The sequence below is a fragment of the Herbiconiux sp. 320_LB genome (assembly GCF_059691755.1).
Window position 1 is genome coordinate 633250 of the sequence record NZ_JCAWAD010000003.1, and the last position, 26571, is coordinate 659820.

The window sequence follows — 26571 nt, forward strand, 5'->3', positions numbered from 1 at the left end:
CTCGCGAGATGGAGACCGATCGATGAGCACGTCCACCCTCACGACCTCCGGTGAACTGCGCCGCGCCGAGATCCTCGAGGCCGCCGCCGCCCTGTTCGACGAGCTGGGGTTCCACCGCACCACCACGGCGGCGATCGCCGACCGGGTGGGCACCGCCAAGGCGACCGTGTACCACTACTTCCGCGCCAAGCACGACATCCTGCACGCCATCCACGAGGAGTGGATCGACGAGCTCCTCGCACTGTTCGAGGCGACCGCCCGGGAGACGACGGACCCGGTGGAGGTGGTGCGCCGGGTGATGCACGACATCGTCTCGCTGATCGCCCAGCGGCCGGGGCACGTGCGGGTGTTCTTCGAGTACTTCCGCGAGTTGCCGCCCGAGCTGCAGACCTCGGCACGGATCAAGCGCGACCGGTACGAGGAGCTCGTCGAGGGTGCGATCCTGCAGGGCATGAAGGAGGGGTCGATCGCGTGGCAGGATCCCCGCACCGCCTCCTTCGCCCTGTTCGGGATGTGCAACTGGGCCTACCAGTGGTACCGGGCCGACGGCCGGCTCAGTCACGACGAGGTCTCCGCGCAGTTGTTCGGCATCTTCATGACCGGGGTCGCCTCGCGCGCCTTCGTGGAGCGGGGCACCGGTGCCTGAGCGCGCGGGGGGCGCGGGGGGCGTGGGCGGCGTCGGGTCCGCCCGCCGACCGGCGCCGGTCTATGGCTCGGCCGCGCACTGGGACACCACGATCCCGCGGCTGCTGGCCGAGGCGGTCGACGCCGACCCGCAGGCGCTCCTGGTCGTCGACGGCGCGACGCGGCTCACGCGGCGCGAGCTCGCCGACGCGGCCGACCGCATCCGGATCGCCCTGGTGGCGGCGGGGGTGCGGGCCGGCGACGTGGTGAGCATGCAGCTGCCGAACGCGTGGTCGACGGTGGCCGCGATGCACGGGGTGTGGGGCGCCGGAGCGATCGCCAACCCGATCACGACGATCTACCGGGGGCGGGAGCTCGAGACGATCTTCGGGAGCGCCCGGCCGCGGGTGGTGCTGGCGACCGGATCGGGGGCGCCTGCATCGGGTGCGGCACCGGGTCGCGGGGTGGATTTCGTGGCGCAGGCGCGGGAGGCCGTGACGGCGAGCGGATCGGACGCGGTCGTGCTCGATCTCGCCGCCGTGTTGGCGGGCGGGCCCGTCGATGTGGACGCCCCCACGGCATCCGGCGGCGGGCCGGCTGAGGCCCCCGCTGCGGCCAGGCCGGCCGACGCCACCGCAGCGCCCGGACCGGCCGAGGCCACCATTGGGGCCGCGGCCCTCCCCGACGACATCGCCCTGCTCATGTTCACCTCGGGCACCACCGGCCGGCCGAAGGGCGTGCTGCACTCCCACCGCGGCCTGCTCTACGAAGCCGCCTCGATCGGCGAGGTCTTCGGCCTCGACGGCGACACCGTCTTCATGCCCTCGCCGCTCGCGCACGTCACCGGGCTGCTCTACGGCATCCTCACCCCCGTGGTCACCGGGGGCGCGGTCTCGCTGCTGGACCGCTGGGACCCCGAGGTCGCGACCGCGCTGATCGAGCGCGACCGCTGCGCCTTCACCGTCGCGGCGACCCCGTTCCTCCGCGGGCTCGCCGAGTGCTACGCCCGCCGCGGTACCCCGTCGTCCCTCCGCGCCTTCGTCTGCGGCGGCGCCGACATCCCGCCGAGCCTGGTCGCGGAGGCCGATCGGGCCCTGGGCATCCGGGTCGCACGCACCTACGGCTCGACCGAGATGCCGACGCTGTGCATCGTGCGCCCCGACGACGACGCCCCGGCGCGCTTCACCTCGGAGGGCTACCGGATCGGGGAGGCCGAGGCGCGGCTCGCCGCCGACGGCGAGCTCGAGGTGCGGGGGCCGGAGCTGTTCGCGGGCTACCTGGATCCGCAGGACGACGTCGAGGCCTTCACCCCGGACGGCTGGTTCCGCACCGGTGATCTCGCCGACCTGGCCCCGGACGGCCGCATCACGATCACCGGGCGCCGGAAGGACCTGATCGTGCGCGGGGGCGAGAACATCAGCGCAAAAGAGGTCGAGGACCTCCTGCTCACCCACCCGGCGGTGTCGGATGTCGCGATGATCGGCGTGCCCGACCCGCGGATGGGCGAGCGGGCCTGCGCGGTCGTGGTGCTCGCCCCCGGGTCGGACGTCGATCTGGCCGGGCTGACGGCGCACCTGGACCGCCAGGCGATCGCGCGGCAGAAGTATCCCGAACTGCTCTGGAAGGTCGAGACCCTGCCGCGGACCGTCTCGGGCAAGGTGCAGAAGTTCGCGCTGCGGCAGGAGGTGCCGGCCGCCCTGGCCGCCGGGCTCGTGGAGACACGCGGCTGAGCCGGCGCTCGACCTCGGCGCGGCCGCTTCTCGCACTCTCGACCCGGTCGTGCGCAGGTTCTGCCCAGATGCTTGACAGCGATCTCCGATGAACCGGCTCCGGGGGCGATCCGAATACCTGTCATGGACGGACTGCACCCGAAGACCGCCTTCACCGCGACCCCGGCGGGCTGGTACGACGATGAGACAGGCAATGACCGATGGTGGGACGGGAGCGCGTGGACCGCGTTCCTGGCCCAGGACTCGGGGTTCCGGAGCGTGCTCCTGGAACTCCGCGCGGATGACGCACCCCCGGTGGTGACGACCGTGCGCGCCTCGGCGGTCGTGCCGCTCGAGGTGGTGGTCGACGGCCGCGCCTACCGGTACGCCACCACCTCGGTGCAGCCGATCGAGAACGGCCCGCGCCGGCACGTGTACCGGGCCGACACCTCGGCCTGAGCCGGTCGCGCCGGGCCCGCGTTCGGCGACCCGGCCCGACCCGACCCGGCCCGACCCGATCCGACCCGATCCGATTCGATCCGAACCAACGCGATCCCGTCGGTCCGGCTCAGGCGGGGACGACGAGCTCCCTGACCTCCGCCAGCGTCGCCTCAATCGTCTGCGGCAGGTCGAGCGGCCGCCCGGCGGGCGCCTCCTCGTCGAGCCAGCGCTCGAACGCGACCGAGAACGCCCCCACCGCGATGTCGGCGACGAGCCGCGCGGTCGCCTCGGCGACCCCGCGCTCCTGCAGGGCCGACGACGCCGCGGCCGTCAGGGTCGCGAGCTTCAGCAGTTCGCGCTCGAGCAGGCTCGGGTGGCGGCGGATCGCCGACATGCGCAGCCGCGCGTGCTCGCGCGAGACGCCGAGCTTCTCGCCGCCGGCGACGAGGGCCCGGCCGACGACGTCGAACGGCGACCCCCCGGGCGGAGCCTCCGCGATCGAGGTGACCACCGCATCCTGCAGCACCGCCGAGTTGAGGAAGAGCACCTCGCGCTTGTCGGCGAAGTGGCGGAAGAAGGTGCGTTCGGTGACACCGGACCGCTCGGCGATGTCGAGCACGGTCGTCTCCTCGAAGCCGCGCTCGAGGTAGAGCTCGAGGGCGGCCTTGGCGAGGCGGCCCCGCGCATCCGGTTCCCAACGTGCCATCGCCCCAGCATACCGGCGCGGTCGCAGTGATGACAGTGACCGACATCGCGTGCTACCGTGATGTCAGTCGCTGACATGGTGTCGCCGACAGGATGCTCGGCACTCGTCGGGCGAGAAGGAGAGATCATGCGGGTATTCGTCACCGGCGCCACGGGATTCATCGGGTCGGCGGTCACCGCCGAACTCCTCGCCGCGGGGCACGAGGTCTCCGGGCTGGCGCGCTCGGAAGCCTCGGCCGAGGCACTGACGCGGGCGGGCGCGATCCCGGTGCGGGGTGGGCTCGACGACCTCGACGTGCTCGCCTCCGCGGCGTCGGCCGCCGACGGGGTGATCCACCTGGGCTTCAAGCACGACTTCGACGACCTCGAGTCCTCCGGCGGCACCGAGCGGGCGGCGATCGAGGCGATGGGCGGGGCGCTGGCCGGCTCCGGGCGACCGCTCCTGTTCGCCTCGGGACTGGCGCTGGTCGCGCCGGGCCGCGTGGCGACCGAGGAGGATGCCTCGCCACACTCCGGCCCCGAGTCGGCGCGCGGCGGGGCAGAGCAGCTCGCCGCCGAGTACGCGGACCAGGGTGTGCGCACGGTCGCCCTGCGGTTCGCGCCGAGCGTGCACGGCGAGGGCGACCACGGCTTCGTCGCCGTGCTGGCGGGGCTCGCTCGGAGGCACGGCATCGCGGGCTACGTCGGCGACGGCGCCAACCGGTGGCCCGCGGTCAACCGGGCGGATGCGGCGCAGCTGGTGAGCCTCGCCCTCGAGAACCCGGCGGCGACGGGCGCGGTGCACGCGGTCGACGAGCAGGGCATCCCAACCCGCGAGATCGCCGAGGCGCTCGGCAGCGCCCTCGGCGTGCCCACCCGGTCGATCGCCCCCGAGGAGGCCGCGGCCCACTTCGGCTGGATCGCGCGCTTCTACGCCCTCGACATCCCCGCCTCGGGCGCGCTCACCCGCGAGAGGCTCGGGTGGCAGCCGTCGCACCCGGGGCTACTCGCCGACATCGGGGCCGGCTACTACTCGGTCTGAGCCGACGGAAGGGGCCGACGGGCGGGGCCGGATGCCGCCCGTCGGCCGACCGCCGCTACTCGCTGCTGTCGTCGTCGGTGTCGTCGTCGACCGACAGCGCCTCGATCAGGTAGTCGATCGCCGTCTGCAGGTTGTGCAGCGCCTGACGCTCCACCGTGTCCTCCGGCAGTTTCTGGATGTCGTAGCTCGCCGCGCTGGCGGCCTTGCGGGCTTCGGAGAGAGCTGCCTGGACTTCGAGATCGGCCATGGTTCCACCTTCTGGTCGTGCGGATGCCCGCGTCGGATGACGTCCGCGCCACGGGTCTCCGCCGCGCGGGTGAGCCCAGGCTAGCCAGCCCGCGCCCGCCCGGTCCAGACCCTGTCGGGACCACGTTCCGCGTCGCTCAGGGCCCTGGCCCGAGCGGCCGCGACGCGGGAGACTGGACGGGATGAACGACTCGACCGACCACGACACCCCCGCCAGCGCCACCTCCGCTGGCACCGACGCCGACGACACCGGCCTCGCCTCCCGCCTGGGGCTCGGCCTCGCGGCCATCGGCCGCCCGGCCTACATCACCGTCGGGCGCGACGACGACCTGGGCGACAGCGCCGACCGCTCCGTGGAGGCGCTGCGCGCGAAGGCCCACGCCCTGCTGGACGGCGCGTGGTGGCTGGGCATCCGCTACGTCGACGTCGCCCGGTCGTACGGCCTGGCGGAGCAGTTCCTCGGGTCGTGGCTCGCCGCGCATCCCGGCCGCCGGGACGAGCTCACGATCGGCTCGAAGTGGGGCTACGAGTACGTCGGCGACTGGCAGATGGATGCGCCGGTCCACGAACGCAAGCAGCACGGTCTGGAACTGCTCGAGCGCCAGTGGCCCGAGACGCTCGAGGCGCTCGGCGGGGCGCCGGACGTCTATCTGATCCACTCCCTCACCGCCGACAGCCCCGCGCTCGGCGACCGAGCGCTGCTCGACCGGCTGCGGGGGCTGGCCGCGGAGGGCGTGCGGGTGGGCTTCTCGACCAGCGGTCCGGAGCAGGCGGCCGTGATCGACGCTGCACTGGCGCTCCCCGACTCGCCGTTCTCGGCGGTGCAGTCGACCTGGAACCTGCTCGAGCCCTCGGCGGCCTCGGCCCTGGAGCGGGCCAACGACGCCCGGTGGCTCGTGGTCGTCAAGGAGGTGCTGGCCAACGGCCGCCTCACGCCGCGGGCCGTCTCCGCTTCCGCCTCCGCCGACTCGGGCGCCGACCCGGCCTCGTCCGCCGCCGCAGACCAGCGGGCCCGGGCGGCGGCCGCCGTCGCCGAGGCCGACGGGCAGTCGCTCGTGGGGCTCGCGATCGGTGCGGCGGTCGCGCATCCGTGGGCCGACATCGTGCTGAGCGGAGCGGTCACCCGCCGCCAGCTGCGCGACGCCGTGCAGGCCCGCGTGCCCGCGGTGCCCGAGGAGCGCCTGGCCGCCGTGGCCGAGCCCGCCGAGCAGTACTGGGCCGCCCGGGCCGCCCGCCCCTGGACCTGACGCACCCCATCCCGCCCCTCGCCCACGAACCCACCCCGCCGAGAAGTCACCTTTACGTCCAAGACCCGAGATTTGGACGTAAAGGCGACTTCTCGGCGAAGTGGGGTGAGTGGGGCTAGGAGGCGCCGCCGCGCGGGAGGGGCTGCACGCCGAAGGCGCGCGCCAGGCGGTCGATCTTCTCGGCCCGGCCGAGGCGCGGCAGGTCGCTGCCGTCACGGATGACCCGGCCGCGCGCCTCGAAGTCGTCGAGGAAGTCGCGCGCCCAGGTCACGTCCGACTGGGTCGGGCTGATGACCTCGTTGATCACCGGCAGCTGCTCCACGTCGAGGCAGAGCTTGCCGGTGAGCCCCAGGGCCACGGCGACCGCCGACTGCTCGCGCAGGATGGGGTGGCTCGACGAGACCGTCGGGCCGTCGATCGGCCCGGGCAGGTTGCCGACCCGGCTGGCCACGACCAGGCGCGACCGCGGGTAGGCCATCGCGATGTCCTCGGCGCTGGTGCCGGTGTCGCGGCGGTAGTCGCCGCTGCCGAACGCGAGCCGGAACGCCCCACGGGCCCGGGCGATCGAGACGACCTCCTCGATGCCGAGCGCCGACTCGACGAGCACGAGCACCGGGGTGCTGCCGCCCAGGCGGTCGAAGGTCTCGGTCACGTGCGCGCCCGACTCCGTCTTGGCGAGCATGACCCCGCGCAGGCCCGGCAGGCCCTTCAGCTGGTCGACGTCGTCGCTCCAGAAGTCGCTCAGCCGGTCGTTGATCCGCACCCAGCCGCTGCCGCCGCCGGCCAGCCAGTCGGCGACGCCGTCGCGCGCGGTGGCCTTGTGCTTGGGGTCGACCGCATCCTCGATGTCGAGCACGATCTGATCGGCCCGCGAGCGCGCGGCCGAGTCGAACGAGTCGGGGTGGTTGGCCGAGACGAGCAGCCACGAACGGGCGATCTCAGCCGGGACCCCCGGGCCGTGAGGCGCGGGGGTCGGGGTGGCTGTGGCAGCCGAGGTGGTGGTCTCTGGGGTCTCGGTGGTCAACGTCGCCTCTCCTGCGTCTGCATCTCCCCCACGATCGCGGCGATCGCCGCCGTCGAGGGCCGCGTTTCCCGTTCGACCTCCGCGGTCTCCTCGGCATCGAGGTGATCGTCGGCGCTCATGGTGGTCTCGTCGAACGGACGCGAACCCGAGAGTACCGCAGTCAGCTGTTCGCGATCGACCTGGCGCGTCCAGGTTCCGACCAGCAGGGTGGCCACGGCGTTGCCGGTGAAGTTCGTCAGCGCGCGGGCCTCGGACATGAACCGGTCGATGCCCACGATCACGCCGACGCCGTCGACGAGGTCGGGACGGTGGGCCTGCAGACCGCCCGCGAGGGTGGCCAGGCCCGCCCCGGTGACGCCCGCCGCGCCCTTGGAGGCGATCATCATGAACACCAGCAGCGAGATCTGCTCGCCGAGCGCGAGCGGGGTGCCCATGGCGCTGGCGATGAACAGCGACGCCATCGTGAGGTAGATCGCGGTGCCGTCGAGGTTGAACGAGTAGCCCGTGGGGATCGTGATGCCGGCGACCGGCTTCGAGACGCCCACGTGCTCCATCTTCGCGATCAGCCGCGGCAGCACGACCTCGCTCGAGGAGGTCGAGACGATCAGCAGGTACTCCCGGCCCAGGTACTTCATCAGACGGAAGATGTTGACCTTCGCCACCAGCCGCAGCAGCGTGCCGAGCACCACGACGATGAACAGTGCGCAGGTGATGTAGAAGGCGATCATCAGCGTGCCGAGCGCCATGATGGCCGCGAACCCGGTGGCGCCGACGACCGCGGCGATGGCCCCGAAGGCGCCGATCGGCGCGACCCACATGATCATCGAGAGGATGCGGAACACCAGCGCCTGGATCTGCCGGATCGCGCCCAGGATGGGCGTGCCCTTCGCCCCCATCTTCTGCAGCGCGAAGCCGACCAGCAGCGCCACCAGCAGAACCTGAAGGATGTTGCCCGCGGTCAGCGACGACAGCAGCGAGGTCGGGATGATGCCGAGCAGGAACTCCGTCGTGCTCTTGGCCTCCGTCGTGCCGGCGTTGTAGGTCGCCCCGCCGATGTTCAGCCCCTCGCCCGGGTGGATCAGGTTGCCGACCACCAGGCCGATGCCGAGCGCGAAGGTCGACATGATGATGAAGTAGCCGAGGGCGAGGCCCCCGACCTTGCCGACCGTGGCGGCCTTGGCGACCGAGCCGACGCCGAGCACGATGGTGCAGAAGATGATCGGCGCGATCATCATCTTGATCAGGCCGACGAAGGCGTCGCCCAGCGGCTTGAGGCCGACCGCGAAGCCGGGGGCGGCGAGCCCCACCACCGCTCCCGCGATCACCGCGACGATCACCGCGATGTAGAGGTAGTGGGTCGAGCCGATCCTCTTCCGGCCGCTGCGGGCGGTGCCGGTGGGGGCTTCTGGGTGCGGGTGGAGCGCCATTGCTTCCTTCTTCCGTCGACGTCGTCGTGTGGTGGAGGCAACTCTCGCCCGGCGCGAGCCCGCCGCGGGGGTTGTGTTCATAGTGTTCGCGGCATCCGTCGCCCGGCCGCCGCCTCGGATGTCTACGCTGGTCAGGATGCCGGTGCCGCCACACGCCCCGGGGTCGTCGACGACGCGATGGAGCGCAACATGATCCGAGGATTCCGGCGGTGGAGCATCGCGGCGAAGCTGTTCGCCCTGCAGTTCTTCGTCGTCCTCGCCCTGACCGCGGTCGCCGTGACCATCAGCTGGGCGGATGCGCGGGCCGACGTCGAGCACGACGCCGCCGAGCGCTCCCTCGCGGTCGCCGAGACGCTCGCGCAGGACCCGTTCGTGATCGAGGCGGTGCAGACCATCGACCCGACCGCCTCGCTCCAGCCCTATGCGGTCGCGGTGATGGATGCGGCCGACATCGACTTCGTCACGATCATGTCGCCGGACCGCATCCGCTACACCCACCGCGACCCGGCCGAGATCGGCAAGGAGTTCCTGGGCAACATCGACCGGGCTCTGGCGGGCCGGTCGTTCACCGAGACGTACACCGGCACCCTCGGGCCCTCGGTCAGGGCGGTGGCGCCGATCGAGGCCGACGGACGGGTCGTCGCGCTCGTGTCGGCCGGGATCACGGTCTCGAACACCCAGGTCGCCCTCGGCGGCCGGATCGGCACCGTCCTCGCCGCGGCGGGCATCGCGGTGCTCGTCGGGGGTCTCGCCTCCTGGGGCCTCAGCCGCTACCTCCGGCGGGTGACCGCCGGCCGCGGCGCCGAGGAGATGAGCCGGATGTTCGCCTACTACGAGGGCGTGCTGCACGCGATCGGCGAGGGCCTGGTGCTGCAGGACACCTCGCGCGGCCTGGTGCTCTACAACGACCGCGCGGCCGAGCTGCTCGGGCTGCCGCCCGCCGGGGTGGCGGCGGGTGAGGTCGTGCCGCTGTCGTCGCTCGCGGGGCCGGCCGTCGACCCCGCGGTGCGCGAGATGCTCGCGAGCGCCGAGGTGGCGGTGGACGAGATCGTGATCACCCCGACGCACGTGCTGGTGGTCGACCGCGACCGGGTGGCCGCGCGTCCCGGAGCCCGTAGCTCCGGACCCTTCGTCGGCACGGTGACGATCGTGCGCGACCACACCGAGCTGCAGGAGCTGACCGGTGAGCTGGCGACGATGACCACCCTGTCGGACGCCCTGCGCTCCCAGGCCCACGAGTTCGCGAACCGGCTGCACACGATGATCGCTCTGATCGAGCTCGACCGGGCGGGCGAGGCGGTCGAGCTGGCGAGTTCGGAGCTGGAGCTGAGCCAGCAGCTGACCGACCGCATCCTGACCGCCGCCGACGAGCCCGTGCTGCTGGCGCTGCTGCTCGGCAAGTCGGCGCAGGCGGCCGAGCGCGGCCTGCGGCTCGACGTCGAGGTGCCCGAGCACCTGGCGGCCGGCGTGGTGCCGCCGCGCGAGCTGATCACGATCGCGGGCAACCTGATCGACAACGCGATGGATGCGGTGGCCGGGCTCGAACCGTCGGCCCAGTGGGTGCGCGTGGCGGTCGAGCCGCGGCGGGACGGCGGGCTGAGGATCGAGGTCGAGGACGGCGGGCCGGGGCCGGATCGGGGTTCGGGCGGCGAGCTCGGTGCGGACGGCGCCGGGCTGTTCGAGCTCGGGGCGACGACCAAGCCCGTCGCGGCGGGACCGGGTGCGCCCGAGCTCGGCGGTCGGCGCGGGATCGGCCTGGCCCTGGTGCGCCAGGCCGTCGGCCGCCTCGGCGGCACGGTCACGGTCGACGACTCCCGCTTCCGGGTCGAGCTGCCGGCGCGCGCGGCGTCCGCCGGGGCCGCCGATGCAGCGGCCGCCGGGGTCGCCGATCCGGCGGGCCAGCACCCGGAGTCGGTCCGATGACCGCCACCGCTGCCCCGCTGCGGGTGCTGGTGGTCGAGGACGAACCGCTCACCGCCGAGGCGCACGCCGCCTACGTCACGCGGATCGACGGCTTCGTGGTCGCCGGAGTCGCCCGCACCGGGTCGGCGGCGCTCCGCCTGCTGCGCGACACGACCGAGCCGATCGACCTCATCCTTCTCGACGTCAACCTCCCGGACACCACGGGCATCGACCTGTGCCGCCAGCTCCGCGCGGCGGGGGTCGAGACCGACGTGATCGCCGTGACGGCGGTGCGGGATGCGGCGGTCGTGCGCTCGGCGGTCTCGCTGGGCATCGTGCAGTACCTGATCAAGCCCTTCGGCTTCGCCGCCTTCGCCGAGAAGCTGAACGCCTACCGCGACTTCCACGACCGCATCGCGGGCTCCGCAGTGACCGACCAGCACGACGTCGACTCCTCCTTCGCCGCGCTGCGCCGCGAGTCGTCGACCCAGCTGCCCAAGGGCCTGACCGCCGAGACCCTCGACCAGGTGCGGAGCGCCGTGCGCGCCGCCGCCCCCGCGGGGCTCTCGGCGACCGAGCTCGGCACCGCGCTCTCGCTCTCCCGGGTCACTGCCCGCCGCTACCTCGAGCACCTCGCCGCCATCGGGGTCGCCCAGCGCACCCAGCGCTACGGCGCGCCCGGCCGGCCCGAGGTGGAGTACCGCGCATCCCACCCGGCCTGACGGCGGCGGCTGCGGAAGTTAGGATTACGCAGGCGGAACGCGCACCACCCGCGCCGCACCGCCCGCACCAGCACCATCCGCATCGCGCAGCACCGCACCGCGCAGCACCCGCACCGCTCAGCACCGCCCCGCACCGCCCAGCACCGAGGAGAAGACCACCCGTGTCCGACGCCCCTCGTGTCCTGCTGGATGCGACCTCCATCCCGCCGTCGCGCGGTGGCGTCGCCCGCTTCATCGCCGGCCTCGCGGCCGGGCTCGAGCAGAACGGTCGCATCGTCGACGTCGTCGTGAAGGCGGACGACCTCGACTTCCTCACCGCGGCCGCCCCCGGCCACCGCTACCACGTCGCCCCGGCCCGGCTCTCCCGCCGCCCCGCCCGCCTGCTCTGGGAGCAGCGCGGGCTGCCGGCGCTCGCCCGCCGCCTCGGCTGCTCCGTCATCCACTCCCCCCACTACACCTTCCCGCTGCTGACCCGTGCCCGCCGCGTGGTCACCGTGCACGACGCCACCTTCTTCAGCTCGCCCGAGGCGCACTCGCGGCTCAAGGGCGAGTTCTTCCGCCGCTGGATCCGGCTCGCCGGCCGCCGCGCCGACCACCTCGTCGCGGTCAGCGAGGCGACCGCCCGCGAGATCCGTCGCTACGTCCCCGGGCTCCGCCCCGAGATCACCGTGGCCTACCTCGGCGTCGACACCACGGTCTTCCACCGACCGGATGCCGCCGCCGTCGAGACGGTGCGGACCGAGCTCGGCCTCGCCCCCGGCGAGGACTGGATCGCCTTCCTCGGCACCATCGAGCCGCGGAAGAACGTGCCCGCCCTGATCCGCGCGGTGCGCGCGCTGCGGGCGAGCCGCCCGGAGACCCCGAGGCTCGTGCTCTCGGGCTCGCGGGGCTGGGACGACGAGGCCCTGCGGCTCCTGGACGACCCGGCCACCGCATCCGACGTCGTCGAAGCCGGCTACCTGCCGCTGGACTCGCTCGGCGCCTTCCTCGGCGGAGCCCGTGTCGTCGTCTACCCCAGCCTCGGCGAGGGCTTCGGCCTGCCGGTGCTGGAGGCGATGGCCTCGGGTGCGGCGGTGCTGACGACCCGGCGGCTGTCGATCCCCGAGGTCGGCGGCGACGCCGTGGCCTACGCCGAGCCGGACGCCCTCTCGATCGAGAAGGCCCTGGCGGTGCTGCTCAGCGACCGCGCCGAGCGCACCGAGCTGGCCGCCGCGGCGCTCGCGCGCAGCAGCCGCTTCAGCTGGGCCGCCTGCGCCGAGGTCTACCAGCACGCCTACGACGGCACGAGCGGAAGCGAGGCCCCGGCCCGATGAGCGAGCACTCCTACGTCGCGGTCGTCACGGTGAGCTACGCCTCGGAGGACGAGCTGGTGCCGTTCCTCGACTCCCTGCCCGGGGCGACGGCCACCGACCTCGTGGTCGTGGTGGCCGACAACAAGCCCGACGAGCACTCCCGGGTCGCCGGGATCGCGGCCGACCACGGCGCCGCGTACCTGCCGCTGCCCGACAACCCCGGCTACGGCGGGGGGATGAACGCGGCCGTGGCGACCCTGCCGCCGTCGGTGACCTGGATCCTGATCTCGAACCCCGACATCGTGCTGCACCCCGAGGCGATCGACCGGATGGTGGCGGTCGGCATGTCGGCACCGGACATCGGCTCCGTCGGCCCCCGGGTGCTCACCGACGGCGTGACCTACCCGTCGGCGCGCGCGATCCCGTCGCTGCGGATCGGGATCGGTCACGCCCTGTTCTCGAAGATCTGGAAGACCAACCCGTGGACCAGGCTCTACCACGCCGGCACGGCCGGCGAGACGGCCGGCGAGGTCGACGTGGGCTGGCTCTCCGGCTCCTGCCTGCTGGTGCGCCGCGCGGCCTTCGAGCAGATCGGCGGCTTCGACGAGGGCTACTTCATGTACTTCGAGGACGTGGACCTCGGCTATCGGCTCGGCACGCACGGCTGGCGCAACCGCTACGCCCCGCACGCGGTCGTCGAGCACTCCGGCGGCCACTCGACCGAGGGCGAGTCCAAGCGGATGGTGGAGGCCCACCACGCGAGCGCGTACCGCTTCCTGTCGCAGAAGTACTCGGGCCCGTTGCTGCTACCCTTGCGCCTGGTACTTCGGGCGGGACTGGGCATCCGTACGCGCCTGCAGAACCGAGGTTGATCGCCATGACCAGTGTCCCCGCCGAACTCCGGCGTCGAGCCGAGCTGATCGCCAAGCGGGCGATCCGCCGCCGCATCCTGGGTGGCCACTACCGCAGCACGCGCGTGCACTACGGCACCGGGGCCGCCGAGTCGGCCGTGCCGGTCTTCATGTGCCTGTGGAACCGGCCGACCCGGCTGATCGACATGCTCGAGGCGCTCGACGGCCAGACCGGCACCCCCGGCATCACCTTCCACATCTGGAACAACAACAAGGCCGATCACGACCACTACCTGCAGGTGGTGCGCGAGTTCCGTCCCCGCGGGGCCCTCCGCGAGGTGCAACTGGTCAAGACCCCGTACAACCTCGGGTCGATGGGCCGGTTCTACCTGGCCCGCGACCACGCCCGGGCCCACGGCGCCGGCCCCGCGATCGTGGTCGACGACGACGAGAACCTGCAGGCCGACTTCGTGAGCACGGCCCTGGCGGCCTACGCCCCCGGAACCGTCGCGGCCTGGTGGGCCTTCGAGGTGGGTCGCAACTACTACGACCGCCGCCCCGCCGTGCCGGGCGGCCCGGTCGACCACGTCGGCCCGGGCGGGATGATCTGCGACTCCGCGATCTTCCTCGACGACGACTTCTTCACCGAACTGCCCGAGGAGTACTTCTTCGTCGACGACCTCTGGTTCACCTACTACGCCGCCCGGCGGCGGGGCATGAGGCTGAACAAGCTCGACGTCGACATCGAGTTCGTGATGGACGAGACGAACCAGTCCTACGGGCTGGTCGACCTCAAGCTCGCCCTCTTCGACCAGCTCTACCCCGAGCGGGTCGGCACGCCCCCGCGCTTCGAGTTCCCCGAGTAACAGGGGTTCGCCGCGGGGCAGTCGACTCGGATGAGCAGCAGCCGCTCCGAAGCGCGGCGGTCCGGGTCAGCCCCGCACGAGCCCCAGCAGGCCGTTCCACGCGGTCGGCGCGTAGCTCTCCTCGGGGCTCGTCAGCCGCTCGTGAGCGATCTCGCCCGGCCGGGGTCGCTCGACCCGGTGGGCGAGCTCTGCTCCCGCGTGCTCCGCGACCCGCTCCAGCACCTCGGCGAGGCTGAGCTGCACCGCCTCGGAGACCACGAAGGTCGTGCCGCCCGCGGTGTCGCGATGGGTGGCGAGCAGCAGCAGGATGCGCACCGTGTCGTACACCGACTGGTAGTAGCGGGTCGTCTCCGGCCCGAACAGCGTGACCGGCAGGTCGAGCGCGATGGACTGCCGCCACAGCTCGATCACCGAGCCGCTCGAGCCCCAGATGTTCGGCAGCCGAACCGCCGACGCCGCGAGACCGCGGACGGCCGCGGCGGCGACCTCGACCTCGGCGTCGTACTTGGTGCGGCCGAGCACGTTGACGCGCGAGGTGGCTTTGTCGCTGGAGACCAGCACGAAGCGGGTCACGCCGCGCTGGGCGCTCTGCTCGAGCAGGATGCGCGTGGCGTCGACGTTGATCCGCTGCGCCAGTCGCGGGTTGGCCTCGCAGGTGCCGACGTGCTTGACCGCGGCGGCGTGCACGACGACCTCGGCGGCGACGCGGTCGAAGACCTCGTCCATCTGATCGCGGTCCGAGACGTCGGCGACGACCACCTGCAGGTTCGCGGAGAGCCCGAGTGCGGTGACCCAGTTGCTGAGGGCGGCGACGCCCCGCTCGCTGGTGTCGATGACGATCACCGGGGCGGTGCGGTCGGGGTCGGTGATCAGTGCGACGGCGAGCGCCCCACCGATGCTGCCCGCTCCCCCGGTGACCACGACGCGTCGGCCCGAGAGCGGTGCGCGGAGCTCCTCGATTGACCCGAGATGGCCGAACGTCTCATCGACGAGGGGCGCCGCGAGGTCGCCGCCGAGGATAGTCATTGCCAGGTCGGGAGTGATCACGAGGGCCCATCGGGTGCGGAAGTCGATACAAGCTCACCATAACGGTGAGAACGGTCACGGCGAAATCGCCTGGATCAGTCTACGAGGCGCAGGCGGTGAGGTTCTGCACCTCGGGCGACAGCGTCGCCGTGCCCCCGATCAGCACCACGCGGCCGACCCCGAGCCCGGTGAGGGCCGCGAGCACGGACGGCGGGACGCAGCTGCCGGAGACGACGAACAGGGGCGCGTCCTGGGCCCCGGCGAGCGCCGAACCGGCGAGCGCATCCGGAAAGCTCAGGCCGGTCGCGAGGTACGCGGTGCCGGCGGAACGGTAGGCGTCGAGGTTCACCGCGACGGCCGCGGCGTACCGGTCGGCGCCGGCCAGGCGCTGCACCGGCGCGACGAGCGAGAGCGAGGTGGCGACGCCGCCGGAGACCGAGTTCGGGCCGCCCGCGATCTTCACCGAGGCGGGGTGCAACGCCAGCAGGGCGCCGGTCGTGGCGGTGTCGGTGCCGTTCGCCGTGCCGTCGACCAGCAGCACCGGGGCGTCGCTGTCGCCGCCCGCGGCGCCGGCGGCCAGGGCGTCCGGGAAGTTCCAGCCGGTCGACACGTACGCGGTCGGTGCGCCGTTCGTGCCGCCCGCGCCGAAGGCGTAGTCGACCAGGGCCCGCGACCCGGAGAACCGGTCGGGGCCGGCCACCCTCACGACGGAGGGGACGAGCGCCCGCAGCTGCTGCTCGACCGCCGGGGATACCGAGGCCGTGCCGCCGACCACGACCGCCGTCGCCGGCTTCAGCCGGGCGAGCTCGCGCACGACCACGTCGGGGAGTCCGTCGGGCAGCGTCAGCAGCAGCGGGCCGCCCTGCACGGCCGCGGCGGGGCCGGCGCTCAGCGCATCCGGGTAGTTGGTGCCGGTCGCCAGGTAGACCACGGGGGCGCCGTTCGGATAGCCCGCGGCCGAGAGCGCGACGGCGCCGCTGTAGCGGTCGGGGCCGGCGATGCGGTCGACCGTGAAGGGCGTGGTCACCGCGGCGGTGGGCACGCTGGTGCGCGCGGCCGAGGCGTAGCCGGAACGCGACCCGGTCACCGTGACCGTGACGGTGCGCCCCACCGTGGTCTGGTCGGGGAGGTAGGTCGATCCGGTGGCACCGGGCAGCGGCTGCCCTCCGGCGCTCCACTGGTAGGCCAGCGCCACCTCGCCGGGCCCCCAGACCCCCGGGTCGGCGGTCAGCGGGCTGCCGACCCGCGGGGTGCCCGAGACGGTGGGCGTGCCCGGGGTGAGCTGCCCCACGGGGGCGGGCGGGTTGCTGTCGTAGCCGGCGAAGATCTGCACCCACATCCCGCCGCGGCTGCTCGAGGCGTAGCCGACCCCGATGCGGGTGTAGCCGGTGTTCAGGATGTTCGCGCGGTGGCCGGGCGAGTTCATCCAGTCGCTCATCACCTGGTCGGCGGTCACCTGGCCGACCGCGATGTTCTCGCCGTTGCTCCGCCAGCCCGGCGGGATCTTCGAGGCCCGCCAGTCGTTCGGGCTGTGCGTCAGCGGATTCGCGAGCGTGGTCATGTGGTTCGCCCACTCCTCGGCCGCCGCCTCGATCGTGGCGTCGCGGAGGAGCGGGGGCAGCCCGTCGGCGGCACGCTGGAGGTTGACCCGGTCGAAGACCTGGTCCTCCTGGGCCGCGAGCACGGCGGCGCCCGGGGTCCCCGATGCCGAGGCCGCCGGCAGCGCGACCGACGGAGCCGATGCCGAGGCCGCCGGCGCGGCTGCAGCGGGCAGCCCGCCGATCCCGGCCGGCACGAGCCCGGCCAGCAGGGCGACCGCCACGGCGGCACGGACGGTCAGTCGCCGCCGGCGACCCATGTGATCCCCATCACGAGCATGTGACCAATTGTTCCACCGACGTGGTCAATGACACAGGCCCCCCGAGGAGGACGACGTTCGAGGCGCGCAGGTTGACGATGTCGGTGACGACCCCGCGCGGCACGCACCCGGTCGGCACGATGTAGAGCGGCGCATCCCGCACCCCCGCCAGCACTCCGCCGGCCAGCGCGTCGGGGAAGTTGTAGCCCGTGGCGAGGTAGACGGTCTGACTCGAGCTGAAGGCGGCCCGGTTGATCGCCACCGAGGCCTCGAAGCGGTCGACGCCGGCCTGGCGGTCGACCCCGCCGGGCAGCAGCGACGCCAGCTGCGAACGGATGCCCTCGGTCACCGAGTTCGGACCGCCCGCGATCGTCGCCCGCTGCACCCCGAGCGCCGAGAGGGTTGCGCGGGAGGAGTCGTCCAGCGTCTGGGCCGAGCCCTGCACGAGCAGCACCGGGATGTCCGCGGACCCGGCGGCGGCGCTGGCCGAGAGGGCGTCCGGGAAGTTCTGGCCCGTCGCCACGTAGGCGCGCGTCGCGCTCGGGAACGCGTCGCGCACCACCAGCTGGCTCGTCTCGTAGCGGCCGGATCCCGCGAGGCGGCGCACCGAGGGCACGATCGACCGCACGGCGTCGGCCACCTGCTCGCCCACCGAGTTCGCGCCGCCCACGATCACGACCTCCGAGGGTCGGAGGCGGCGGAGCTCGTCGGCGACGCCGGCGGGGAGCTGGTCGCCGAGGGTCAGCAGCAGCGGGCCGCCCTTGTGCACCGCGGCCGGCGCGGCGCTCAGCGCATCCGGGTAGTTGCCGCCCGCGGCGAGGTAGACCACGGGCGCCGTGCCCGGGAAGGTCTGCCGCGAGATCTGCACGGCGACGTCGTAGCGGTCGGGGCCCGAGATGCGCTGCACCGCGGGCCGTGGCTTTAGGGAGTAGCTGCCCGAGACCGTGCCCGAGCTCGAGATGGTGCCCCAGCCGGCGTTGACCGTGTAGCTGTGCGAGCCCGAGGTCGCGTTCGCCGGGATCGGCACCGACCAGGCTCCGCTCGCGTCGGGGGTGACGGCGTACGGGGTGCCGTCTATGACGACCCGCACGTAGGTGCGCGGGTTCACGTTCGCGACCGTGCCGCGGATGGCGTCGCCTGTGAAGGTGGGCGGGTTGACCACGGGCGTGGCCACGTCGACCGAGAGCTCCCAGTCCGGCAGCGACGTGACGATGTTCGGCGTGCCGTCGGTGGTGATCATCGGGAAGAAGGCGGAGATCGCGTTCGGCTGTGACGACCGGTCGCAGGTGCCGACCCAGTCGCCCGCGGTTCCGAGCCCGAAGGCGGCGGTGCCGATCACCGCGGCGGAGCCGCTGTCGCCCGAGCGCATGCACACGTCGGTGAGGGTGAGGTTGACGTAGCGCGGCTGGCTCGAGTGGTTGTAGACGGGGAAGGACTCGTTGACGACGAGGATCTGACCGCAGGTCCAGCCGGTGGTGCGCCCCGACTTGCAGATCGGGGCGCCGACGATGCCGGGCGTGTAGTCGGTGATGCGGATGGGGTTGCCGTCGGCCAGCGCGCCCTGCCCCCCACCCCAGGTCGAGACCGCGGGCTGCGGGTTCCAGCCGCCGGCGGTGATGACCGGGCCGACGTCGGCGCCGTTGCCGAACAGGAACAGGCTGTCGATCGGCGACCCGATGACCGCGGCACGCGACGGCGCGGCCCCGGCGGAGGATTGGCGCGACTCGTAGAAGTCGGTGCCGAAGGTGCGGTTCGGCTCGATGCAGTGGCCCGAGGTGATGAACTCGTGCAGGTGGATGCCCGACTTGGTGCGGCCGTTGAAGCCGACCGAGCAGACGAAGGTGTAGTCCTGCGTCGTGAACGAGAAGCCCTGGCCGCCGACCAGGTCGCCGAGCGCGTCGAGCGTGGCGCCGGAGTAGTCGGGGGTGACCGGCTCGCCCAGTTCGGCCCGGGCGCCCACCGCCTCGACGGCCGGGACGTCGTCGGGCGAGGCCACGTTCACGACGAGATCGGTGCCCTCCAGGCGCGAGCCGAGGAGGCCGACGCCGTCCTCGGTCAGGTCGCCGACCACCGCGGCCGCGTCGACCGCGGCGGCGGCCCGCGCGAGGTAGTCCTCGGTCGTCTCGCCGAGGTCGCGCTGCACGGCCTCGCCGAGCTCGGCGGGGAGCTGTTCGGCGAGGGCCCGGAAGTCGGCCGCGTCGTAGCTCTTCATCGTCGCCGGCGGGGTGGCCGGGTCTGTGCCCGGTTCGGTGGCCGGGTCTGTGCGCGGGTCGGTGGCGGGGTCGGTCGGTGTCGTCGACGCGCCCGGGACGATCGCGGCGGGCGCTTCCGCCGCCGCCGCGGGAGCAGCGGCTCCGGCGGCCACCAGGGCCAGCACCACCGCGCCCGTGGTCAGGGCTCGGACGTGTCGGGCGAGGTACGGAACGCGCATGCCCCCACGCTAGGTGACGGCCCGGGCGCGACCCCGGCGCGACTCGCGGTCGCGGCCTCGGGTCGCGCCCCCGGTCAGACCGACGGGGTCAGACCGACGCGGTCAGACCGACGGGGTCGTGAGGGGCTTCGCGGCGACCGCCGTCGAGCGGCCCGACTTCGCAGCACCCCCGGAGGATGCAGCACCCGCCTCGGCGAACGCCTGCCCCGCGGCGGCGCCGGTGGCCCGCCCGGTCACGATCTCGGCGATGTCGATGCCGACCAGATCCTTCACGATCTGCATCGACGAGGCCAGCTGGCTGGCGACGTTGCCGCTGACCTGCTCGGTTCCCTGACCGTCGTTCGAGATGATCGTCATGTTCGAGATCGCGGAGAGCGGCTCGGATGCAGCGCGCACGATGGCGGGCAGCTGGCCGATCACCTGCTGCCGCAGCAGGTCGTCGGCGCGTTCCTCGAGCGCGTCGGCCTGCGCCCGGGTGGCCTCGGCCTCGGCCGCACCCTTGACCCGGATCGAGTTGGCCTCGGCCTCGCCCTCGGCCCGCAGCGCCTCGGCGGCCGCGATCCGGCGGTTCTTCTCGGCCACACCCTCGGCCTCGGTCGCCTCCGCGGCCGAACGACGGCGGTTGCGGTCGGCGACACCCTCGGCCTCGACGGCCTCGGCGACCGCCTTGCGTCGGTCGCGCTCGGCGTTCGCGGCGGCGACGGCGGCCGCGGCATCCGCCTGCGCCTTCTTCTCCAGCGAGTACGCCTCGGCGTCGGCCACGGCACGGATCTCGGCGTCGAGCTCCTGCTTGCGCAGCCCCACCCGCTTGCCCGCGGTGATCTCCTGCTGGGCGATGACCTCCTGCTGCGAGATCGCCTCGGCGAGGGGCCGGGAGGCGGCGGCCTCGGCGCGGGCCTTGTCGGTCTCCTTCTGGATCTCCGCGTTCCGCAGGTCGAGCTTCCGCTGCTGCTCGGCGACGGCCTGGTCGGCCTCGATCCGCGCCTCCTCCGAGGTGCGACGGGCGACCGACTCTGCCACCTCCGCGACCTGCTTCACGCGCGCGGCCTCGGCACGACCGAGGTCGCGGATGTAGCCGTTGTCGTCGTCGATCTCCTTGATCTGGAGCGTGTCGATCTGCAGGCCCTGCACATCCAGCGACTCGCGCACGGCGTCGAGCACCTGGCCCTGGAGCGCCTGGCGGTTGGTGATGATCTCGGTCACGGTCAGCTGACCGACGATCGAGCGCACGGAACCGGAGAGCACCTCTTCCGTGGAGGTCTCGATCTGGTCCTGCTGGTTCAGGAAGCGCTGGGCGGCGGCGCGCACCATCGACTCGGAGCCGCCCACCTTGACGACGGCGACCGCGTTCACCTTGATGGTGATCGCATCCTTCGTCTGGGCCGTCGCCTGCACGTTGAGCTGGCGGCTGCGCAGGCTCAGCTTGAAGTAGGCCTCGACGATCGGCTTGACGAACACGCGCGACCCGAAGACCACGCGCTGCCCGGCGTTCTCGGTCTCCTCGAGCGCGGTCTGGCCGAGAGGTGGATGCCCCTCTTTCACCGGCTTCTGCCGCGAGGTGACGATGATCGCCTCGTCGGGCTTGGCGACCTTGATACCGCGCAGCAGCACGATCAGGACGATCAGCGCGACGAGGACCACGACTCCGACGATGACGACGGTGAGGAGTGATTCGAACGAGAACAGGGGCGGCATGACGGCCTTTCCGCGAGTAGGGGTTCTGCTAGCAGTATGCCCTACACGTGTCTGCGCCCGCGCGGAGGCCCGCTACTCGGCGTCGGCGGAGGCGATCAGCGTCTCGAGGTACGCCCCGTAGCCGCTCTTGACGAGGGGCTTGGCGAGCTTCGCGAGCTGGGCCGTGTCGATCCAGCCGGCCCGCCACGCGATCTCCTCGATGCAGCCGATCTTGAAGCCCTGACGGTCCTCGATCACCCGCACGTACTCCGAGGCCTGCATCATCGACTCGAAGGTCCCCGTGTCCAGCCACGCCGTGCCCCGGTCGAGCACCTGCACGTGCAGCTCACCCTTGTCGAGGTACCGCTCGTTGACCGTCGAGATCTCCAGCTCGCCGCGCGCGGAGGGCTCGATCGACTTCGCGATCTCGACCACGCTGTTGTCGTAGAAGTACAGCCCCGGAACCGCGTAGTTCGACTTCGGGTTCTCGGGCTTCTCCTCGATCGAGAGCGCCGTGAAGTCGTCGTCGAACTCGACCACGCCGTACGAGCGCGGGTTCGACACGTGGTACGCGAAGATCCGCGCCCCCTCGAGCGTCTCGTTGTTGCGCAGCGACGAGCCCAGGCCCACACCGTGGAAGATGTTGTCGCCCAGCACCAGCGCGACCGAGTCGTCGCCGATGAACTCCTCACCGATGATGAACGCCTGCGCCAGCCCGTCGGGCGAGGGCTGCACCGCGTACTCCAACCGGATACCGAGCTCGCTGCCGTCGCCCAACAGGGCCCGGAACTGCTCGTTGTACTCCGGGGTCGTGATGATCAGGATCTCGTTGATGTCGGCCATCATCAGCGTCGACAAGGGGTAGTAGATCATCGGCTTGTCGTAGATCGGCATCAGTTGCTTCGAGATGCCCTTGGTGATCGGCCACAACCGGGTGCCCGATCCGCCGGCCAGGATGATGCCCTTCATCGGGCGCTCTTCTCGTTCAACGACGCGTAGAACGCCCGCGCCTCGTCCCAGGTCGGCAGCAGACCCGACGCGGCCGCCTCGGACAGCGACGGCGCATCCGTGTCCTTCGGCGACAGCAGCAGCTCACCGGCGGACTCCGGGAACACCAGGCCCACCTCCTCGTCGAGCGGGTTGATGCCGTGCTCGCGCTCCGCGGCGAAGGTCGAGGTCACCAGGTACGACACCGTCGCGTCGTCCGTCAGCGCCACGAAGGCGTGACCGAGCCCCTCGGCGAGGTAGATGCCGCGCCGGTCCACGTCGTCCAGCAGCACCGAGTCCCACTGCCCGAAGGTCGGCGACCCGACCCGGATGTCGATCACGAAGTCGAGCACCGCACCATGCGTCGCGGTCACGTACTTCGCCTGCGACGGCGGGATGTCGGCGAAGTGGATGCCGCGCACGACACCCTTCTTCGACACCGAGGTGTTCGCCTGCGCGAGATCGATCGAGTGACCGATCTCGGCCTCGAGCTTGTCGAAGCGGTACCACTCGAGGAACACTCCCCGGTCGTCACCGAACTGCTTCGGCGTGATCTCGTAGCTGTCTGGGATGCTCAGTTCGCGGAATTGCACGCGCCGAGTCTACCGGTAGGCGGGCGCCGGGTCAGGCGAACGTCGTCGACTCCGCGACCTTCTCGAGGCGCGAGGCGAAGATCTTCGCTCCCCGGGTCTCGATCGAGGTGCAGCAGAACGACTTCCGCATCCGCATCGCGTTCACCGTCGACAGGCTCCGCACGACCGTCTCGGTCTCCCGGTCGTCGAAGCTGTAGCCCAGTCGTGACTCGAGGGTGTCGAGGTAGACCTTCTTGTTCGTCTTGCCCAGTCGGGCCGGCAGGCCACCGTAGTAGAAGGCGTCGAACGCGCGCAGATAGGCCTCGTGCGCCTCGCCGGTCTGGTGCGACTGCGAGCTGCGCCGGATGAACGTGGTCGGTTCGCCGAGATCGACGAACGCGGGTGCGAAGTACGCGTTGTCGACCCCTACGACGCCGGCCCACAGGTTGAACGGCAGCTCGGTCGTGTCGTCGAGCTCGGCCGAGGCGGCGAGCGTCTCGAGCAGCGACACCTTGAGCAGGAAGTGGTCGAAGATCGGCCCGGGCGAGGGCACCAGCGCGTCGCCGTTGAGCTCCCGCGCCAGAGCGGGGAAGCCCTGCTCCTCGAGGCAGCCGCACTCGCGCGCCGCGAGGGGCCAGTCGAACTCGGGCTGGAAGACCGACCAGGTGCTGAGCACCTGCACGCTGTCGTCGTCCGACTTGGTGGCGGCCAGGGCGAGGAACTCCTCGGAGAGCCAGACCCGCCCGGCCTCGGGCTCGCTGAGGGTCTCGGGCTGGACGTGGACCCAGGCGTCGAGCGCCTTGTCACCCAGCGTCCACCAGCCGAACACGGTTCCCCCCAGACGGAACGATCCCGCTCGCTGCAGTGTCAGCTCGGCCAACTCAGGCCCTCCCTCGGATGGTCGCGGCGTAGCGGCCGCGGGTGATGATCATGTCGAAGTGGTCGACCCACGACGAGCCCACGGTCACCAGGCGCTCCAGGCGGGCCGGGGTGAAGGTGGAGTAGGCGTTCGCCTCGGTCAGGAAGTACGCGTCGAAGCCGACCGACTGGAACTGGCGGATGGCCGCGAGGATCTCCCGGTCGTCGCGCCACTGCGAGGGGGTGATCTCGCAGAACAGCGTGAGGTTGCGCGGCAGCTTGCCCGAGACGTCGAGCGAACCCAGGACGTCCTTCTCCATGCCCTGCACGTCGATCTTCACGACGTCGCTCTTGAAGTGGCGCACCAGATCGTGCAGGGTCGCGGTCGCGACGTGCGGGGCGTCGCTGCCGGCGACCCGGTCGACGCCGACGCGCGTGTTGCCGCGGTTGCCGTCATCCGGAACCACCGACCACGCCAGCTCGGGCGAGTCGGTGACCGCGCCCTCCAGCAGCAGGGTGTTGTCGAAGTTGCTGAGGTTGAGGCTCGCGAGCTCCAGGTTGGCCCGGAGCGGCTCCACGGCCACGACCGTGCCGCGCGGGATCTTCTTGGCCACGACGGTCGAGAAGTACCCGACCATCGCGCCCACGTCGAGGAAGGAGCTCGTCGGGCTGAGGCTGTCGAGCACGGCCGAGAGCACCGTGCCGTCCCACTCGCGCTTGCGCTTCATGTACGGGGTGACGACCTGGTCGGCCGAGGGGACGAGCACCTCGATGCCGTGGGCGCGCACCCAGGTGGCGGGCTCGATGGGACCGGCGGGCACGAAGGTCGGGAGCGGCTGCGTCTCCGACCGACCCGAGCGGATCGCCTGACTGCTGCGCATCACTCGAACATCTTCCCGACGACGCGCTTGAGCGCCGTGCGCCGACGGCTGCCGACCGGGAAGACGACGACGGACTGGTCGAGCAGACGGCGACGCACCGAGACGCCGCCGGTCGCGATGACCTTGCTGCGCAGACGCTCGTCGAGCCGGAACTGGCGGTGGCGCAGCAGGCTGTCGAACGCGGCAGTGACGACCCGCTGGGCCGAGTCGGCCCACTGGTACTCCTGCACCTTCGCGGCCCACAGCTCCTGCTGCTTCTGACGCGCGGGCAGGTCGGTGACCAGCTCGAACAGCGTCTGCGCGTCGGCGGCGTCGTCGCGGAGGCTCAGGAAGCGCGCGCCCTCCGGCGCGATGTCGCCGAGGCCGCCGCCCTGGGAGGAGATCGGGGTCGAGCCGTACTGGATCGCCTCGGAGGGGATCATGCCCCAGCCCTCGGTGATCGACGGCGAGGCGACCAGGGTCGCTCCGCTGATCAAGCGCGCCTTGTCGCTGTCGCTGACCCGGCCGAGGAAGTTGAAGCACTCGGCGTCGGCGAGACGGATGAGGTCGTTCTGCAGCTGCGAGGAGTCACCCGTGTCCGGGGTCGGCCCGGCGAAGACGAACTGCCCCTCCCAGCCCAGCGACTTCAGCCGCAGGCCCACGCGCATGAGCCACGGCACGTTCTTGTGCAGGTAGTTCGTGCCGAGCACCAGGATGTACGGGGAGTCGCCGAGCGATTCGATGCCCGGGTTCTCGAGGTTCCAGTTCTGCGTCGCGGCCGAGTTCTCCGGCGAGCCGTTGGGCAGCACGAAGATCTTCTCGTGGTCGCTCGTGCCGGAGTAGTACGCGGTCAGCGTCTTCTCCACGTGCGGGGTGAGCACGCCGATCGCGTCGGCGTTGTCCCAGCCGCGGCGGGCGACGGTGTTCTTCGCGGAGAAGTCGGCGTAGTCGTTCGCGTAGTGGGGGTTCTGCAGCGCGATCAGGTCGAGCATCCAGATGATGTTGCGGCGGGCGTAGCCGGCGAGCGCCGGCCAGGTCGCACCGGTGAAGTCCTGGTACGGCCGGAAGGCGACGTCGATGTCGACGTGGCGCGCGTACAGGTCGCCGAGCGTGGTGACCTCGATGGTGTCGACCTTCGCCTCGCGCAGCATCGCCCGCAGCGGATGCACGCGGTCGGGTGCGGCGACCCAGATGACCCGCTGCACGTCGGGGTGCAGGGCGAGCTTGCGGGAGAGGGCGAAGCTGCCCTCGAAGGTGCCGGTGAGGTTGGGGTGGATGAGCTCCGCGTCGATCGCGATCGTGAGGCCGTGGATGGTCGCGTAGGTGTGGCGGCGCACCCGGTCAAGCGGCGTCGACTCGTCGGCGGCGAACTCGGTGATCCAGTCGTACCAGAAGCCGAAGCGGCGGTTGACGAGCTCGTCGTTGTCGATCTTGCGCCAGTTGAGCGACACCTCGCCGAAGGACTCACCGGTGGCGTGGTAGGCGTAGACGTCGTCGACGGCGATGTGCGTGAAGCCGTAGGCGACGCAGCGGAGCGAGTAGTCGACCTCCTCGCCGTAGCCGGGGCTGAACTCCTCGTCGAGGAGGCCCACGACGTTGAGCGCGTGGCGGGCGAAGAAGGTGCAGAAGCTGGTGGCGACCGGCACGAAGGGGCGCACCTGCTTCGACGCGGCCGAGACCTTCGTCGCGATCTGCGCGAACTCGCCGACGCTCGGCGGCTGCAGCTTCCACGACTCCGGGCCCTCGACGGTGAAGATCGTGGCGTTGGCGCTGAGCGCGGTCGCGGTCGCGATGTCGGTGCGCGAGCGGGCGGCGGCGATCAGCCGCGTGTCCCACTCCGGCCCGACGATGATGTCGCTGTTCAGCACGATCACGTCGGCGGGGGCGAGCTTCTCGAACGCGGTGTTGAGGTTGCCCACGACACCGCGGTTCTTCGGCTGGCGGTAGTAGAAGACCTGGCGACCGTAGGTCTTCTCGACCTCGGCCAGTTCTTCGACCGCGATCTCACTGGGGCCGGCGTCGTCGAAGACGACGATGGGGGTCTCGGCGCTGGTGTGCTCGAGCAGGCTCGAGACGCAGAGGGCCCAGGTGGATCCGCCCGAGAAGAGGGTCAGAGCGGCGACGACGTCTCCCACCTGGATGGGCCGACCGAACAGTTCATCGGTGTCGGTGAGTGCGAAAATCGTGGAGCCTTTCGTCGTGTGAAATTGCGGCTCATGATATTAGAC

At 71.9% G+C, this 26571-nt stretch carries 23 protein-coding genes; 10 read left to right on the plus strand and 13 right to left on the minus strand.

What is annotated here, in order from left to right; all coding sequences use genetic code 11:
* The first annotated feature begins 22 nt into the window (after positions 1 to 22).
* The 3 genes from AC59HU_RS10850 to AC59HU_RS10860 all read left to right on the plus strand — a co-directional run bounded on the left by AC59HU_RS10850 (position 23) and on the right by AC59HU_RS10860 (position 2792).
* The gene (locus AC59HU_RS10850) at positions 23 to 646 is read left to right on the plus strand and encodes a TetR/AcrR family transcriptional regulator (protein ID WP_497223396.1); all 624 of its coding nucleotides are present in this window, start codon (positions 23 to 25) and stop codon (positions 644 to 646) included.
* Positions 639 to 2354, plus strand: coding sequence for an AMP-binding protein (locus tag AC59HU_RS10855; RefSeq protein WP_497223397.1), 1716 nt, complete (start codon positions 639 to 641; stop codon positions 2352 to 2354). Before AC59HU_RS10850 ends, AC59HU_RS10855 begins: the two co-directional genes overlap by 8 nt.
* A 123-nt stretch (positions 2355 to 2477) precedes the next feature.
* Positions 2478 to 2792, plus strand: coding sequence for a DUF2510 domain-containing protein (locus AC59HU_RS10860; protein ID WP_497223398.1), 315 nt, complete (start codon positions 2478 to 2480; stop codon positions 2790 to 2792).
* Positions 2793 to 2901: 109 nt separating this feature from the next.
* On the opposite strand, the gene AC59HU_RS10865 is transcribed toward AC59HU_RS10860, so the two are convergent.
* Complete coding sequence (locus tag AC59HU_RS10865; protein ID WP_497223399.1) at positions 2902 to 3480, minus strand: TetR family transcriptional regulator; 579 nt, start codon at positions 3478 to 3480, stop codon at positions 2902 to 2904.
* Positions 3481 to 3606: 126 nt separating this feature from the next.
* On the opposite strand from AC59HU_RS10865, the gene AC59HU_RS10870 reads away from it, so the two are divergent.
* Positions 3607 to 4500, plus strand: coding sequence for an SDR family oxidoreductase (locus tag AC59HU_RS10870; RefSeq protein WP_497223400.1), 894 nt, complete (start codon positions 3607 to 3609; stop codon positions 4498 to 4500).
* A gap of 55 nt (positions 4501 to 4555) precedes the next feature.
* Here the strand turns inward: AC59HU_RS10870 and AC59HU_RS10875 are convergent, their stop codons facing one another.
* A complete protein-coding gene (locus AC59HU_RS10875; protein ID WP_497223401.1) occupies positions 4556 to 4747 on the minus strand; it encodes a hypothetical protein in 192 nt (63 codons plus the stop codon).
* A 181-nt stretch (positions 4748 to 4928) separates the two neighbouring features.
* Between AC59HU_RS10875 and AC59HU_RS10880 the strand changes: the two genes are divergently transcribed.
* A complete protein-coding gene (locus AC59HU_RS10880; protein WP_497223402.1) occupies positions 4929 to 5993 on the plus strand; it encodes an aldo/keto reductase in 1065 nt (354 codons plus the stop codon).
* A gap of 115 nt (positions 5994 to 6108) precedes the next feature.
* On the opposite strand, the gene AC59HU_RS10885 is transcribed toward AC59HU_RS10880, so the two are convergent.
* Positions 6109 to 7017 (minus strand): HpcH/HpaI aldolase/citrate lyase family protein, encoded by a 909-nt coding sequence (locus AC59HU_RS10885; RefSeq protein ID WP_497223403.1) that lies wholly within the window; start codon positions 7015 to 7017, stop codon positions 6109 to 6111.
* Complete coding sequence (locus AC59HU_RS10890; protein ID WP_497223404.1) at positions 7014 to 8444, minus strand: cation:dicarboxylate symporter family transporter; 1431 nt, start codon at positions 8442 to 8444, stop codon at positions 7014 to 7016. The genes AC59HU_RS10885 and AC59HU_RS10890 overlap by 4 nt, the downstream gene beginning before the upstream one ends.
* A 189-nt stretch (positions 8445 to 8633) precedes the next feature.
* Here AC59HU_RS10890 and AC59HU_RS10895 point away from each other — a divergent pair, with 189 nt between their 5' ends.
* From AC59HU_RS10895 to AC59HU_RS10915, 5 genes are all read left to right on the plus strand, one after another.
* A complete protein-coding gene (locus tag AC59HU_RS10895) occupies positions 8634 to 10367 on the plus strand; it encodes a sensor histidine kinase (protein WP_497223405.1) in 1734 nt (577 codons plus the stop codon).
* On the plus strand, positions 10364 to 11068 hold the full coding sequence (locus AC59HU_RS10900; RefSeq protein ID WP_497223406.1) for a response regulator: 705 nt from the start codon (positions 10364 to 10366) through the stop codon (positions 11066 to 11068). Before AC59HU_RS10895 ends, AC59HU_RS10900 begins: the two co-directional genes overlap by 4 nt.
* Positions 11069 to 11229: 161 nt before the next feature.
* Positions 11230 to 12381, plus strand: a complete 1152-nt coding sequence (locus AC59HU_RS10905; RefSeq protein WP_497223407.1) for a glycosyltransferase family 4 protein — start codon at positions 11230 to 11232, stop codon at positions 12379 to 12381.
* Positions 12378 to 13232 carry a glycosyltransferase family 2 protein gene (locus tag AC59HU_RS10910; protein WP_497223408.1) on the plus strand — a complete coding sequence of 285 codons (855 nt, stop codon included), beginning with the start codon at positions 12378 to 12380 and terminating at the stop codon, positions 13230 to 13232. Before AC59HU_RS10905 ends, AC59HU_RS10910 begins: the two co-directional genes overlap by 4 nt.
* A gap of 5 nt (positions 13233 to 13237) precedes the next feature.
* Positions 13238 to 14077 (plus strand): hypothetical protein, encoded by an 840-nt coding sequence (locus tag AC59HU_RS10915; RefSeq protein ID WP_497223409.1) that lies wholly within the window; start codon positions 13238 to 13240, stop codon positions 14075 to 14077.
* 66 nt (positions 14078 to 14143) lie between these two features.
* Here the strand turns inward: AC59HU_RS10915 and AC59HU_RS10920 are convergent, their stop codons facing one another.
* The 9 genes from AC59HU_RS10920 to AC59HU_RS10960 all read right to left on the minus strand — a co-directional run bounded on the left by AC59HU_RS10920 (position 14144) and on the right by AC59HU_RS10960 (position 26478).
* On the minus strand, positions 14144 to 15103 hold the full coding sequence (locus tag AC59HU_RS10920) for a polysaccharide biosynthesis protein (protein WP_497223410.1): 960 nt from the start codon (positions 15101 to 15103) through the stop codon (positions 14144 to 14146).
* Between the two features lie 100 nt (positions 15104 to 15203).
* Entirely contained in the window at positions 15204 to 16961 is a 1758-nt protein-coding gene (locus tag AC59HU_RS10925; RefSeq protein WP_497223411.1) for a cell wall-binding repeat-containing protein, read from the minus strand.
* Positions 16962 to 16971: 10 nt separating this feature from the next.
* Positions 16972 to 19392 carry a cell wall-binding repeat-containing protein gene (locus tag AC59HU_RS10930; RefSeq protein WP_497223412.1) on the minus strand — a complete coding sequence of 807 codons (2421 nt, stop codon included), beginning with the start codon at positions 19390 to 19392 and terminating at the stop codon, positions 16972 to 16974.
* A 102-nt stretch (positions 19393 to 19494) separates the two neighbouring features.
* The gene (locus AC59HU_RS10935) at positions 19495 to 21087 is read right to left on the minus strand and encodes an SPFH domain-containing protein (protein WP_497223413.1); all 1593 of its coding nucleotides are present in this window, start codon (positions 21085 to 21087) and stop codon (positions 19495 to 19497) included.
* A gap of 72 nt (positions 21088 to 21159) precedes the next feature.
* Positions 21160 to 22035, minus strand: a complete 876-nt coding sequence (rfbA, locus tag AC59HU_RS10940) for a glucose-1-phosphate thymidylyltransferase RfbA (RefSeq protein WP_497223414.1) — start codon at positions 22033 to 22035, stop codon at positions 21160 to 21162.
* The gene (locus AC59HU_RS10945) at positions 22032 to 22646 is read right to left on the minus strand and encodes a dTDP-4-dehydrorhamnose 3,5-epimerase family protein (RefSeq protein WP_497223415.1); all 615 of its coding nucleotides are present in this window, start codon (positions 22644 to 22646) and stop codon (positions 22032 to 22034) included. The genes rfbA and AC59HU_RS10945 overlap by 4 nt, the downstream gene beginning before the upstream one ends.
* Positions 22647 to 22677: 31 nt before the next feature.
* The gene (locus AC59HU_RS10950) at positions 22678 to 23505 is read right to left on the minus strand and encodes a hypothetical protein (RefSeq protein WP_497223416.1); all 828 of its coding nucleotides are present in this window, start codon (positions 23503 to 23505) and stop codon (positions 22678 to 22680) included.
* Between the two features lies 1 nt (position 23506).
* Positions 23507 to 24364: an FkbM family methyltransferase gene (locus AC59HU_RS10955; RefSeq protein ID WP_497223417.1), complete on the minus strand. Its 858-nt coding sequence runs from the start codon at positions 24362 to 24364 to the stop codon at positions 23507 to 23509.
* Positions 24364 to 26478 (minus strand): glycosyltransferase, encoded by a 2115-nt coding sequence (locus AC59HU_RS10960; protein ID WP_497223418.1) that lies wholly within the window; start codon positions 26476 to 26478, stop codon positions 24364 to 24366. The genes AC59HU_RS10955 and AC59HU_RS10960 overlap by 1 nt, the downstream gene beginning before the upstream one ends.
* Positions 26479 to 26571: the final 93 nt, after the last annotated feature.